The sequence below is a fragment of the Brevibacillus sp. NRS-1366 genome (assembly GCF_050467985.1).
The window spans coordinates 330,686-344,250 of the sequence record NZ_JBITPN010000002.1; the positions used below are offsets into that span (position 1 = coordinate 330,686).

10 protein-coding genes and 1 pseudogene are annotated in these 13,565 nt (G+C 45.3%); 10 read left to right on the forward strand and 1 reads right to left on the reverse strand.

Translation table 11 applies throughout. The features are described from left to right. Window positions 1–70 precede the first annotated feature (70 nt). Window positions 71–2,026, reverse strand: coding sequence for a sigma-54 interaction domain-containing protein (locus ACIFQN_RS02305; protein WP_429831391.1), 1,956 nt, complete (start codon window positions 2,024–2,026; stop codon window positions 71–73). A gap of 262 nt (window positions 2,027–2,288) precedes the next feature. On the opposite strand from ACIFQN_RS02305, the gene ACIFQN_RS02310 reads away from it, so the two are divergent. The 10 genes and pseudogenes from ACIFQN_RS02310 (at window position 2,289) to ACIFQN_RS02355 (ending at window position 13,479) form a co-directional block, all read left to right on the forward strand. Continuing rightward, entirely contained in the window at window positions 2,289–3,791 is a 1,503-nt protein-coding gene (locus ACIFQN_RS02310; RefSeq protein WP_429831420.1) for an aldehyde dehydrogenase family protein, read from the forward strand. A gap of 73 nt (window positions 3,792–3,864) precedes the next feature. Further along, window positions 3,865–5,007 (forward strand): ABC transporter substrate-binding protein, encoded by a 1,143-nt coding sequence (locus ACIFQN_RS02315; RefSeq protein ID WP_429831392.1) that lies wholly within the window; start codon window positions 3,865–3,867, stop codon window positions 5,005–5,007. Window positions 5,008–5,084: 77 nt separating this feature from the next. Then, window positions 5,085–6,047 (forward strand): ABC transporter permease, encoded by a 963-nt coding sequence (locus tag ACIFQN_RS02320; protein ID WP_429831393.1) that lies wholly within the window; start codon window positions 5,085–5,087, stop codon window positions 6,045–6,047. Between the two features lie 13 nt (window positions 6,048–6,060). Next, window positions 6,061–6,849 (forward strand): ABC transporter permease, encoded by a 789-nt coding sequence (locus ACIFQN_RS02325; protein WP_429831394.1) that lies wholly within the window; start codon window positions 6,061–6,063, stop codon window positions 6,847–6,849. A gap of 8 nt (window positions 6,850–6,857) precedes the next feature. Further along, complete coding sequence (locus tag ACIFQN_RS02330; protein ID WP_429831395.1) at window positions 6,858–7,928, forward strand: ABC transporter ATP-binding protein; 1,071 nt, start codon at window positions 6,858–6,860, stop codon at window positions 7,926–7,928. 176 nt (window positions 7,929–8,104) lie between these two features. After that, on the forward strand, window positions 8,105–9,610 hold the full coding sequence (locus ACIFQN_RS02335; protein ID WP_429831396.1) for a spore germination protein: 1,506 nt from the start codon (window positions 8,105–8,107) through the stop codon (window positions 9,608–9,610). Between the two features lie 2 nt (window positions 9,611–9,612). Then, window positions 9,613–10,821, forward strand: coding sequence for a Ger(x)C family spore germination protein (locus tag ACIFQN_RS02340; protein WP_429831397.1), 1,209 nt, complete (start codon window positions 9,613–9,615; stop codon window positions 10,819–10,821). Next, window positions 10,818–11,918 (forward strand): GerAB/ArcD/ProY family transporter, encoded by a 1,101-nt coding sequence (locus tag ACIFQN_RS02345; RefSeq protein ID WP_429831398.1) that lies wholly within the window; start codon window positions 10,818–10,820, stop codon window positions 11,916–11,918. Before ACIFQN_RS02340 ends, ACIFQN_RS02345 begins: the two co-directional genes overlap by 4 nt. 172 nt (window positions 11,919–12,090) lie before the next feature. Next, a pseudogene (locus ACIFQN_RS02350) lies at window positions 12,091–12,741 on the forward strand (amidohydrolase family protein); the annotation flags it as partial. 534 nt (window positions 12,742–13,275) lie between these two features. After that, the gene (locus ACIFQN_RS02355; protein WP_429831399.1) at window positions 13,276–13,479 is read left to right on the forward strand and encodes a GNAT family N-acetyltransferase; all 204 of its coding nucleotides are present in this window, start codon (window positions 13,276–13,278) and stop codon (window positions 13,477–13,479) included. Window positions 13,480–13,565 lie beyond the last annotated feature (86 nt).

Consider the following 13,565-nt stretch of genomic DNA (forward strand, 5'->3'; position numbering starts at 1 on the left):
TCTATTTGTCCAGTTGATGTTCATGGACAAATGGACCCCCTTTGTTTTCAGGTCGCTGAGCAGATTTTTTTTATGATCCTTTTAACAATTTCCTTAGATTATGAATTTGGTTTGTGACATAATCGGCAGTAAAATCGGAGCCTAATATGGCAATAATTTTGCCTGACTCATCTTTGATTGGAGCGACGCTAGATTTCACGTGACCACAAATGATGTCCTCGTACAAGGGAGTTACACCCACTCTACCTTTCATGGCCTGGTACATGCATTTCATGATTTCCGGCGGTCCGAAGTATGCATCTCCCGGCTTCAGCTTCAGCCGCTTGTCCGCGACTAGATTGATCACTTCCCGCCTGCAATTAACGGTAAAGATATAATTCCATTCAATTTTCCCTTCGAGCTCACGAATCAGCGATAGCTTGTTTTGCAGCTTGAGATAATAGGGATTGTCAGAAGACAAATTTTCCATTAAATGCTTGACGTCTGTTGCATCTATGGAAGTCGCAGTGACGATGGTAACCGACATTAATTGTTTATCCAGCTCATCCTCAAAAATTTTGGATTGCAAGAAATCGGCCGGGGGCTTGCTCCTGTGTTTTATTTTTTCTTTAATCTTCTGGTATTTTCTGCTCATGGTCGGTTGGCTAAGCTCTAAAACTTGTGCAGCCGTTTTGAGAGACTTGTATTGATCCATCGCCATTACGATCAACGTTTCTTCCACATGATCTAGGGCTTCCTGCAACGGCATGATATTCGTAACGATTGGTTTGGATGTTTTCGTCAAATTTTTCCAAGGGATCATTTTATTCAGCAGTTGGGAGTTCACCTGCTTATCTTCACTCGTGACAACGACCCTTTGAATGATATTTTCTAACTCGCGGACATTTCCATACCAAGGGTACACCTTTAAAAGATCGATCGAATCCGGAGTCAATTCCACCTCCCGCTTATATTGAAGGTTGTACTTGTTGATAAAATGATGGGCCAGAAATGCGATATCTTCTGCTCTTTCTCGCAGAGGAGGAATCGTAATCGGCACGACATTCAGGCGGTAATAGAGGTCTTCCCGGAAAGAGCTCTTTTGCACTAATTCCTCCAAATTTTTATTGGTAGCTGTGATTACTTGAACGTCAATTGGTATCGGATCGATTTCACCGATCGGGGTGACTTCTCTTTCCTGAAGGACGCGAAGAAGCTTGACCTGAAGATTGAGAGGCATTTCCGATATCTCATCAAGAAACAAGATCCCATGATTTGCTTGCGTGAAGTAGCCGACTTTCCCCTTTGGGTCCGCGCCTGTAAATGCTCCTTTTCTATATCCGAATAATTCAGATTCCAGCAATTTTTCCGGAATGGCCCCGCAATTGACCTTGACAAAGGGCTGGTTCGACCGCTCTCCTAGTTGATGGATGGCGGAGGCTACCATCTCTTTGCCCACGCCGGATTCCCCGATTAATAATACGGTTGCAGCAGAGCTTGCGACCTTTTCTGCTTGTTTTAATACCTCTTTCATATTATCGCTATAAATGACGAAAGATTTCGATAATCTGTTTTCTAAAAAATCAAGTTCCTTCTTTAATTTTTCAGAATTGCTTTTGATCTTTTGCAGTTCGCTTTTTAGCTTAGCGGTTTCCGTAATGTCTCGGGAGGCGACTACAATTCTCTCCAGTGTTCCATTCTCATTAAAAATGGGAGTTCCTGTCGCGAGTATTCTGCGGCCGTTCCACGTTTCCTGAATGACGGATATTTTCGTATTGTTCGCTAGGACTTGATGAGTGACGGAAGGCGTGAGCAACCCCTTTTTTTCCAGATCGAGGATGTTTTGTCCAATAATCTGATGGGGTTTCACGTTCCAAAACTCCTCGAGAAATTGGTCGCTTACCCGTATGATTGTCCCTTCTGGATCAACGACTAATATTTCATCATAGATAGAAGATAAAATGGCGTTTAAATCTTTATTTGTTTCTTGTAATTCCTCAATTTCAAGAGCGGATAGATGGTTTTGTTGAGAGGTTGTCTTTTCCATGCCGAATCATCACCTTCTAACCATAACAGAGTTTATATGTCCATCTATTATACAACCGTCATACGGAAAAGAAAAATAATATCGAAAATTGAGTCTTCGATTTTATTTTTGAATGAGAATTTTAAAAATGAATTTTTTCGCACTTGAGAAACAAAGAAAACAGAGCGGTAAACCTGCTCAAGAGCCAGTTTTATTGTTGGCATGCTCCTTGCTAAAACATAACAGCAGAAAAGGAGGGGCGAAATTGTCAAACTTATCAAAAATGGAACAACTGTCCAAAGGCTCGTCCACTGAGCATGTAAAGATGTTTATCAATGGGGAATGGGTGAATAGTTCTTCAGGAAGCACGAGGGATATTGTCAATCCGGCAACGGGAGAGGTGATCGCAACGGCGGCTGAAGGCACAGCGGAGGATGTGGATACGGCTGTACAAGCAGCTAAATACGCATTTTATGACGGAGGTTGGTGGGATACTCCGGCTGTGGAGCGAGCCAGACTTCTGTTCGCGGCTGCTCAGAGCTTGGAAGAGAGAATGGAAGAATTCGCTCTTCTGGAAACGCTCAATAACGGTAAGCCATTGCGGGAAGCACGCTACGATGTATCTGATGCAATTGCTTGCTTTCGCTACTACGCAGGCTTGGCAACCAAGCCGACCGGACAAACCTATGAGGTGCCGGATGGCCAGCAAGCGATGGTCGTTCGGGAACCGATCGGTGTTTGCGGACAAATCGTCCCGTGGAATTATCCGCTGCTGATGTCCGTGTGGAAATTGGCTCCCGCTTTAGCTGCTGGAAATACGATTGTCTTTAAAACGGCTGAGCTTACGCCAATGACCGCTGTGAAATTGTTTGAAATTTTGGAGCAAGCAGGATTTCCAAAAGGGGTCGTTAACCTCGTTCTCGGTCAAGGGTCTGTAGTCGGTCAGGCGATTGCCGAGCACCACGATGTGGATAAAGTGGCCTTCACAGGGGGGACGGCAACGGGTCGGAAGATCATGGAAGCCTCTTTAGGCAACCTGAAAAAAGTCACGCTGGAGTTGGGCGGGAAGTCACCGAACATGGTGTTTGCCGATGCTGATATGGATACTGCTGTAGACTATGCCTTGTTCGGGATTTTTGCCAACCAGGGTCAGGTTTGTGCGGCCGGGTCGAGACTGCTCCTGGAAGAATCGATTTACGACGAGTTTATCGAACGCATGGTGGAAAAAGCCCGGCACATCCGGGTAGGGCCTGGCTTGGACGAAAGAAGTCAAATGGGACCGCTCATCTCCGAAGTCCATATGAACAAAGTGTTGGATTACATCAAGATAGGGAAACAAGAGGGGGCTAAGCTCGTCCTGGGAGGAAACCGGATCACGGAAGGCAAGCTGAAGGACGGCTATTTTGTGGAACCGACCATCTTTATCAACACGACGTCCGAGATGACGATTGTGAAAGAAGAAATCTTCGGCCCTGTCCTGGTTGTTCAGAAGTTCAGCGATGAAGCGGAAGCCCTTCGGCTTGCAAATGATACCATCTATGGATTAGCCGGAGCAGTCTTTACCAACAACGTGGCCAAGGCTTACCGGGTCATTAAAAAAGTTCGCGCAGGGATTACCTGGATCAACTCCTATCATCCTACCTACAACGAAGCGCCATGGGGAGGATTCAAACAAAGCGGAAATGGCCGTGAGCTTGGCACGTTTGGTTATGAGGCCTATACGGAAGTAAAGCAGATCAACAATAATCTAAACATTCAACCAACTGGTTGGTTTGACGAAGAGTAGGGCAATGAAGATCTTCGGATGGTAAGGTAACTGTTATAACTAAAGCGCTTACAAGAGAACAGGGGGCAAAAACATGAAGAAATCAAAAAAATGGACAACCATCTTGGTTAGCTTGACTACGGCAGCTTTGATGCTCACCGCTTGCGGTGGCGGTTCCGAATCGGGCCAGCAGACGGGTCAAGCATCCACCAAAACGGGGGCTTCTGCGGATTCCAAGGAGCAATTTAAAGGACAGACGTTAAACCTGTTGACGTGGGAAGGATACGGAGATCCCAAAATTATCAAGCAGTTCGAACAGAAATACGGGGTGACAGTTAGCCCTACTTACTTTGGTTCCGGGGATGAGTTGATCGCCAAGCTGAAATCGGGCGGCGGGAGTGCCTATGATATTATCTCGCCATCTGGCGACATAGCAGGTTTGCTTGTCCAATCCGGGATGGTGGAGCCGATCGACACCGCAAAGCTAACCCATTTCAACGATGTGGTGGAAAAATTGAAGCTGTCGGATGTAGTGAAGGATGATCAAGTCTACGGTGTGCCGTATGTATGGGGACCTGACTATTTGATCTATGACGCAGATGTGGTAAAAGAAGAGCCAAAATCTTGGAATGTATTTTGGGATCCGCAGTATAAAGGAAAAATCTCTTTGTATGACGACATTAGCAATATTTATATGATCGGGCAAATGGATGGACTGGATCAGAAGGACCAGTCAGCTTTATACAATATGACCGAAGAACAGCTACAGACGGCCAAGCAAAAATTGCTGGAGCTGAAGCCTCAGGTCCGAAAATATTGGACAACCGGGGGAGAACTGAATGATTTGTTCGCCAACAAGGAAGTCGCTCTTGCTGTAGGCTGGCCGCTTACCGTGAAAGAGGTTAACGACAAAGGAAGGAATTTAAAATGGACGATCCCTCAGGAAGGAGCTACCGGATGGATTGATCGTCTGATGATTGTGAAAGGGTCAAAAAACCGCGAGCTAGCCGAACTTTACTTGGATTTTGCGATGAGTCCGGAAGCGCAGGCGCATACCGCTGAGGTAACCAATTACGGTGTGGCCAACCCGAAGGCAGGCCAACACATGTCTGCTGAATTGAAGGAAATTACGTATGTCGATGAGATGGAAAAAATGTTTAACAAAATAAATTTCTGGCAGTATGTAAAGGAGCGTTCTCGTTACAACGAAATTTGGACGGAAGTAAAAACAAACTAAGCGTATCCAGTGGAAAGGACGGAGCCCGTTACCCACCGGGCCCTTCCCCTACTATTGGAGAGAAGGAGTGAAAGGGAATGTATCCTTTGAAGCAAACGGAGATCGAGCCTAGATATCCTCCTAAACCTAAGAAAGGTAAAAAGAAGTATCGATGGGCCAAAGGGCGAAAACTACGCTTACTGCCTATCTTGCTCCCACCTGCGATATGGCTCTTTATCTTTTTGTTCTTGCCTTATTTTAATTTGTTTACGTACAGCTTTTGGAAAACGGATCAATTTAATGTCATAAAAGAGTTCCAGTTCAATAATTACACGAAGTTTTTTGCCCCCACAACGGGAGGCGATGCCCCTTATTACGTTCTTCTGGATACGATCGAATTGGCAGGTTGGGTTACGCTCTTTACCCTGCTGCTTAGCTTGCCATTAGCCTATTATATTACGTTTAAAGTGACGAGATACAAGCAAGCGATCTATATGCTGGTGATTATTCCGCTGTGGGTGAGTTATATTGTACGGGCGTATTCATGGAAAATTGTGTTGGGAACGAACGGCGTTTTAAATTCTGCCCTGATTTGGTTAGGCATCACCCATCAACCATTGGATATTTTCTTGTACAGCCAGGTGTCGGTCATCATCGGAATGGTTCATATTTACACGCCTTTCGTTTTGATGCCGATTTATACGGCCATGGAGCAAATCCCGCGAAACCTCATGGAAGCTTCCAAAGACTTGGGGGCGAGCCGCTGGAAAACCTTTGCTCATGTGGTGTTCCCCCTATCCTTGCCGGGAGTGATTGCAGGCGGAACGTTTGCCTTCGTTTTGTCTATGGGAGACTTTTTAGCCCCTTCCCTATTAGGAGGGCCCAATAGTAGTACGATGATTTCGAATATTGTTCAACAGCAATTTGGCACGTCCAACAACTGGCCTTACGGATCGGCGATTGGCATCATGATTCTGGTTTTGGTCCTCTTGGTACTAGAATTCACGGGAAGAGCGGAGAAGCGATATGCAGCTTTAGAAGCTAACCAGGAAAGGAAGTAGGTGAGCGGGAAAGATGTTTTGGCGTAAATGGGATATAAGCACGGCGCTGTTGCGGCTATTTTCTTTCGGAGTTCTTGCCTTTCTCTACCTGCCGCTTGGCATTGTGATCCTGTATTCCTTTAATGGAGATACAGTGAACAGTTTTCCAATTCGACAATTTTCTCTCAAATGGTATCAGGTGATGGCGGAAAATAAAGCGCTGATGCAATCGCTCCTGCATTCCGTGACGGTTGCGGTGATCAGTACGAGCATTGCTGCTTTACTGGCAGTTCCGGGTGCTTTCGCCGTCGATCGGTTTCAATTTATCGGGAAAAAAGTATTTGAGCGCATTGTGCTCCTTCCCTTGATTCTGCCGGGCATTCTGACCGGAGTAGCGATGCTCAGCTTTTTTCAGGAGATTGGGATTCAGCAGTCGATGCTTGCTGTCGTACTGGGTCACTCTACTTTTTTGATCGCGATTATATTTACGCAAGTCTATGCGCGTTTGAAGAAGCTGGACCGGACGATCGAGGAGGCTTCCGCTGACCTTGGCGCGACCCGCTTCCAAACCTTTTATCATGTCATTTTGCCCAACATCAAGACGGCGATTATCGGTTCTGCGTTATTATCCTTTACCTTGTCCCTGGATGAAATCCCAGTTACCTTTTTTTTGAATGGAGTTTATTCGACTTTGCCGATCCAGATTTGGGGGATGACACGGAACGGGATTACTCCTGAGGTCAATGCGATCTCGACCTTGATCTTTTTATTTTCATTAGTCCTCATCGTATTTTCGCTCAGATTAAACAAAAGAGAGGAGTAGGGACATAAATGAAAACAGCCACGATTCGATTGCATCAAATCAATAAAAAGTATGGCGAAAACCATATCGTCAAGGATTTAGATCTGCATGTTTATGAAGGGGAGTTTCTCACCTTGCTCGGACCAAGCGGATGCGGAAAAACGACGACCCTTCGCATGATTGCCGGTTTTGAATATCCGACCTCGGGGGAAATCTTGCTTCATAACCAACCGGTCACGGATTTGCCGCCGAACAAACGTGATGTGAATACCGTCTTTCAAAATTATGCGCTATTCCCCCATATGACTGTAAGGGAAAATGTAGGATATGGATTAAAAATGAGAAAAACGCGGCAGGCTGATATCGATCAGAGAGTAACAGAGGCACTCCGAATGGCTCAGTTGGAGTCTTTCGCCAACCGAAAGCCTCGCCAAATGTCCGGGGGTCAGCAGCAGCGCGTGGCCATTGCGCGAGCGATTGTGAACAATCCGAAGGTTCTTTTATTGGATGAACCGCTTGGTGCACTCGATTTAAAGCTTCGCAAGCAGATGCAATTTGAGCTGAAGCATTTGCAACAAAAATTGGGGATTACTTTTATTTATGTCACCCACGACCAGGAAGAAGCCTTGACGATGTCGGACCGGGTGGCCGTGATGAATAATGGAAGAATCGAACAAATCGATGTGCCAAACAAAATTTACAACCAGCCAAAGACACGTTTCGTAGCCGACTTTATCGGGGAAACAAACTTGCTGCAAGGCAGAGTGGTTCGAAAAAATCACGAGAAAGTGGAAGTCATGATGGAAGGCGTAATCTGCGCTCTGCGTGGCCATGGAAAAGCCACAACGCAAGAAGATGTATACGTTTCCATCCGTCCGGAAATGCTCAGCCTCAGCCAACATCGCCCAGACGGAACCTTCCTGATCGGCAGGGTAGAAGAGCATGTCTTTGTTGGTTCTGCTTTCAAGACGATTGTCAGGCTCTCCTCTGGAAGAGAGATGGTCATTGTGCAGTCCGCTTCCTCCCATGAACCGATCCAGCAGGGAGAAGAGGTGTATATTTCCTGGGATTTGAATAAGTCGGTCGTTCTGGTATCTTAAAGCAAGAAGAAAAGTTGTGGTCAGTCTGAGCCGTCGTAGGATAACAATACCTGCGACGGTTTTTTTGCGTGTGCAATATCTTCCTTACAAGTCTGCTTTTGGCATAAAAAAACCGTCAACGAACAAACTAAACTAACAAAAAAAGTGCAGTTCATAGGAAACGAGCGTGACCGGATGTGAACCAGACATTACATGCGGATTTGGAAGCAAATGAACAAACCTTGAGAGAAATTTTTGACGATTGTTCCGATATCGTGTTTTCTTCGTTATGTACTTCTGATCAAACCAAAATTCTATTGATTTATGTAGAAGGTTTAGTCGATACCAATCTTTTGAATAACACTGTACTAAAACCATGGGTTTATGAAGGACTTCCTGACATTCACCGGAAACCAGAGGGCATTGGCGAGAATCGCGTTCAGCAAATGGTTGCAATCGCCAAAACAAAGGTAGTCACTGGCGTTCCTGATTTGGTGGATGGTGTCATGAAAGGGAACGTAGCGATCCTGTTTAACGGGAAAAATGACGCCTTGCTTGCTGATTTGAAAGGGTTCGAAAAGCGTGCGGTGGAAGAATCGAGAATCGAATTTTCCGTACGTGGTCCCAAAGATAGCTTTACAGAAGTACTTCAGGTGAATACTAGTTTAGTGCGTAGAAGAATTCAGAGTCCAAAACTGAAAATGATAATACGGACGTTAGGGGAATTATCAAAAACGGATGTAATTATCGCATATGTTGAAGGAATTGCAACTGATTCCGTGATAAAAGAAGTAATCAACCGAGTGGAGCGTATCCAGATTGACTCTGTTTTGGAGACAGGGTACATAGAAGAATTCATCGAAGATCAGCCGTTTTCGCCATTTCCACAACTCCAGAACACCGAACGTCCGGACACGGTAGCGGCAAGCTTGTTAGAGGGGAGAGTCGCCATTTTTCAGGATGGCACGCCAAGCGTACTAATCGTGCCAATGACGTTTTGGATGGGGTTACAGGCAGCAGAGGATTACTATGAACATTATATTTACAAAACATTTATTCGCTGGCTTCGCATTGTCGTATTTCATCTCTCGCTTTTTCTCCCGTCTCTCTACGTGGCGGTTACGACTTACCATCCACAGCTCATTCCTACGAACCTACTCATTAGCATTGCCAGTTCCAGGGAAGGAGTTCCGCTTCCCGCAATAGCTGAGGCGTTAATCATGGAATTAATGTTTGAAGTTTTGCTTGAAGCAGGTGTCCGAATACCTAAACCGATTGGCCAGGCTGTTAGCATCGTAGGAGCACTGGTTATAGGGCAAGCCGCCGTGCAGGCAGGCATTGTTTCCGCTCCAATGGTAATTGTCGTTGCTGCTACGGGCATCAGTTCTTTTGTAGTTCCGCGCTACAATCTGGGAACTGCTTTTCGGATTCTTCGTTTCCCATTGTTACTCCTGGCGAGTGTATTTGGGTTATATGGCATTGTCGTAGGAGCGATTGCCATTGTTATTCATCTGGTTACTCTGCAATCGTTTGGTCTGCCCTATTTTAGCCCTGTTGCCCCTCAAATTCCACGCAATCTGGGAGATACTTTTATCCGTGTCCCTCGCTGGAGCATGAAGTATCGCCCGGCATTATTCTCTGGCAGAAATAAGACACGTATCCCAGAAGGTCGGAAGCTACCTCCAAAAAAAGGGAATTCATAAACATGCAGAAAAAATTCACTCTCTTCTTCGTTATCTTGTTAAGCATTGGATTTCTAACAGGCTGTTGGGATCGACAGGAATTAAACGATATCGCTCTTATCATTGGCTCTGCGGTTGATCAAGCAGAGGATGGGGCAATACTGGGGACAGTCCAAATCGTTGTGCCATCATTATCTGGAGGAGGGACCATGGGGAAAACCACTCCCCCCTCTTTTTTTATAGCGACGTCTTCAGGTAAGGATTTTTCAGAGGTCATACAAAAAACGCAAAAAAATGTTTCCAGACGGCTGTTCCGGGGCCACAGACAGGTGTTGTTTATAGGCGAAAAATACGCGAAAAATGGGGTTTCGGATATACTCGATTCGATTACCCGCGACCCGGAATCAAGACTACGAACAGACGTCATTATCGTGAAGGGAAGTGATGCGAAAAATATTCTTTCAGCACAGTATCCTTTTGAGCCTGTTTCTTCGATTGCTGCCTTGAAGCAGCATTTAGCGTTGGGAATCGAAGGGAGTGCTACATTGCGAAATTTCCTCATAGCGGCGTCAACAGATGGGAGCAGTCCGACCTTGTCGGCAATGGAACTGAATGCCAATTCTTCTCCGGACAAAGGACAGATACAATTGGCAGGAAGCCAATTCAAAAAGAACGGATTTCAAATGGCAGGGACTGCTGTTTTTAATAAGCAATTGAAATTGGTTGGTTATGTGGATAATGGAGAAAGCGGTTTGCTGAACTGGATCACGCAGTACCAGAAAAGAATAACGATCTCTACCACGGAGCCGACATTTGGAAGGTTTGGGTTTGTCGCAACCAACACAGGAAGTAAAATCAGTGCGGAAATACACAGGACGCGAATAAAGTTTTATGTAACATTGACTGGTGAAGGAGTGATTAATGAAAACAACACAAAGCTGGACCTGATGGAGACAAAAAATCTGCGGAAATTGGAACAGACACTAAATGATGAAACGAAGAAACGTACCCTTCAAATGATTAAAAAGGTACAAAAAAAGTACGGAACGGACATTTTGGGTTTCGGGGAGGTTGTTCATCGCCAGTTTCCTTACCAGTGGAAAGCCATGAAAAAAAATTGGGAACATGAATTTGCCAAGGCAGAGGTAGAGGTCAATGTCATTCTGAAAGTAAAGCGGGTAGGACTAACGGGGCCTTCTTTACAGCTGCGAAAAGGAGAGATTCTTAAATGAAACTGTCGGGACTGCAAATTTTTTGGATCATGGTGACATTTGAGACAGGAAATACTCTTCTTCTCACGACATCTCCGGCCATTGGCGAAGCACAGCAAGATGTTTGGATCTCCTACTTGATAGCTGGTGTTCTCGGGATTTTCATTGCTTTTGCGGCAACGAGATTAAGTCTTCTGTATTCCGGTCAAACACTTATCCAATTCAGTCAAACCATTTTGCCGAAGTGGATGGGAAAAATCCTCCTCATTTCCTATTTCATCCAATGGTATTCTGTCATTGGTGTGATTCTGAGGGAATTTGCCGATTTTACCATCACGATATTGTTCTTTAGAACCCCTATGTGGCTCATTATTTTGACGATGCTCCTCTTGATGATTTTTCTCACATACCAGGGAGGAATTGAAGGGATCGGGCGATGCAGTGAATTATTTGGACCCATCATTCTTGTCTCCATATTTCTTGTTGTGATGTTAAGTCTGCCAAATACGGAATGGAACCGCATACTGCCGGTTTATGTTGATAACGGAATGAGTAGTATTTGGAAAGCAACATTGCTCCCGGCTTCATTTTTTGGAGAATGCGTGATGCTGACCATGCTGCTTTCCTTTATGGAAAAACCAGAACAAGGACCTTCTCGGGCCATGTGGGGAGTCGGCATTGCTGGCTTGGTTGTTTTCATTTCCACTCTTTGCATTATTTTCGTATTTGGACCTGCTTTGTCTGCAAAGATGTCCCATCCGTTTTTTGATATGGCACGGTATATTTCGATTGCCGGGTTTATCCAAAATATCGACTTATTGATTGTGTTAATCTGGATTATGAGCGTGTTTATCAAACTGTCTTTGTATTTTTTTATATGCAGCTACGGCACTGCACAATGGCTCAATATCAAAGATTGGCGAAAATTGATTTGGGGCGTTGCTTTGGTTGTATTCGTACAGTCTTTGCTCTATCCGGACGTAACGGTTTCGGACGTTAAATACGTCACACAGTATTGGATTCCGTATGCTTTTACAATCAACATGGTTGGTATTCCGCTCATCTTGTGGCTAATAGGAACTATCCGGAAGAAATATAGCTTGGCTAATTACAGGTAAAAGTTGTTACGATATGGATGTGTATGGGGGAAATTGACAGAAAGGGGGCGGTGTCCAGTGGTTTATTTGCTGATTTCTGGTGGATGATATTCATCGCGTCGGAAATAATCCGTGTGTATGCCGAGAGTCCGGGACTCTTCTGATATTTTATCAGAATCTCGACCAGTTCGCTTTAGGCGGAGTCGACCCGGCAACGGTGGATCAGAACATCGAAAAATCGCTCGCGACTATTTTTGAGCTGGCCGTAGAAGCAAACGCACCAATCGACGTTCATTTGCACGACCCGGATCATCTCGGTATTTTCACTTTCAAGCGTCTGGCGAAAATGACAGAAGAAGCAGGCTGGCACGGACGAGTCACGATCAGCCATGCGAATTCGCTGGCGGACATCAGTCTTGAGGAAGCGGGAGACGTGGCAGAAATGCTGGCTGCTCTGGGCATTTCGATCACTTCTACGGTTCCCGTGATTAAGCCTACGATCCCAATTCCGCTTTTGCGTGAGAAGGGCGTATCTGTATCGCTCGGCGATGACAGTATTACCGACCACTGGTCACCGTTTGGTCAAGGAGACAGCTTGGAAAAAGCAGGCCGTCTAGCAGAGCGCTTCCGTATGCAGGATGAGCGTTCCCTATCCCAAGCCTTGGGCTTTATCACAGGCGGCAAGACACCGCTTGATAAAGAAGGAAACCGCATGTGGCCGAATGTTGGAGACGAAGCGGACATTGTATTCGTCCATGCCGCTTCCGCTGCCGAGGCTGTGGCGCGCCGCTCAAAGCGTCAAGCCGTCATGTTCCGCGGGAATGTTGTGTCTGGCGCTTTGTAAGCGATAGGCGCGCTGATTGATAGGATCGTAAACAAAAAAGAGGTAGAACCGCGATGGTCCTGCCTCTTTTTGTTGTCACCTTTCATCCTGGAAGGGAAAAGGAAGGGCGCGTTAATCAAGCTGTAGTGGTGGGAAGAAAACAGGAGAAAACGCTCAAGGTTCTTGGGATACTCGCGTGGATGCTGGACTGTCCGACTCCGTGAAAAAAAACGAAACCCGCGTCCAAAGTAGCCGTATCAATGGAGTTTTTCAGAGGTGGACACTAAAGGCGTGTTTCGTTTTTTTCACTACGTCTTTGTATGTATCCCAAAGACCTTCGCTTATTTCTCTTGTTTTCTTTGGACAACTTTGTTCCTGGCAGCTGCTTTCTTGAGAGTAAATTTCTTCGAAGCGAAAAAACTCTCCCAGTTTTTATTGCTGTTGTTCACTGAAGTGATAGACTGGAAAATAAAGTTATAACTGGTGTCGCCCATAAGCTAAATGGGCAGGATAGTGTGATATACTGTCGGATAGTACTTCTTTCGGAGGTGTAACATGATCTATTTAGAAACATCGAGATTGCAATTACGCGACTGGGAAGAAACAGACGTAGAGCCATTTAGTCGACTAAATGCTGATGAAAAGGTTATGATGTATTTTCCTAAAACCTTATCACCCGAAGAAACAAATGTGTTCTATAAATCAATTGTATCTGAGTTTAAAGGTAAGCGTCAAACCCAGCCCACCTGTTCCCGATAAACAAGTCATGTCACAATAAATCCATCTTAGAAGGAAAGGATGGATGTGAGAATGGAAGAAACTCTACAGGAAATATGGGCAAAACG